This window comes from Paenibacillus sp. E194 (genome assembly GCF_000935845.1).
Lineage (GTDB): Bacteria > Bacillota > Bacilli > Paenibacillales > Paenibacillaceae > Paenibacillus_B > Paenibacillus_B alvei_B.
Genome location: NZ_JMDX01000548.1, coordinates 1 through 548, shown reverse-complemented (window position 1 = coordinate 548; position 548 = coordinate 1). Strand labels below are relative to the sequence as shown.

Genomic DNA, 548 nt, shown 5'->3' with positions numbered 1-548 from the left:
TTATAACGTAGATCAAAAGTTCTTAGTAAAAAGAATTATTGATAAAGTTCGTGGGAACTTGTCAGTAAGTCACATTTGGTCAATCAACTATGTCACTAGTAATACTGGGATAACAGTAACTGTATTGAATATCGGCAATGATTCATAACGTGGCTTCATCTAAAGTAAACAGCCCTTATTTTTCTGTCCAACTAAGTAGCCGATCCAAATGACCAAATGATGTGAGAGGATGAGATAATTGAATCTAATGCAACTTAAGGTGCCAGCAGGTTATGCCGTAACCTATAACAAATTCTACGATATAGATCCTATCCTTAGTGAGGGTAATGATTACCTAATTGAGAACTGGGGATTCTTCACAGAAGACTTATTACAGATCGTTAAACTGAAAATTAATAATGGAAAATGGTACATCCCTGAAAATGAAGACGCTTTACTCTTTGATCTAGGTTGGTACCCCGATTCAGATATAAATGGTCATTACCATTTGCAACTTGTTGATGGAAAATGGAATCAAATTAAAAGTATCTCTTCAAAAGATCGATTTT

General features: G+C 34.5%; 1 protein-coding gene. It reads left to right on the top strand.

The window, feature by feature from the left end:
* Window positions 1-247 precede the first annotated feature (247 nt).
* The coding region (locus AZ66_RS29495; RefSeq protein WP_231587113.1) for a hypothetical protein at window positions 248-548 on the top strand (301 nt) is incomplete at its 3' end.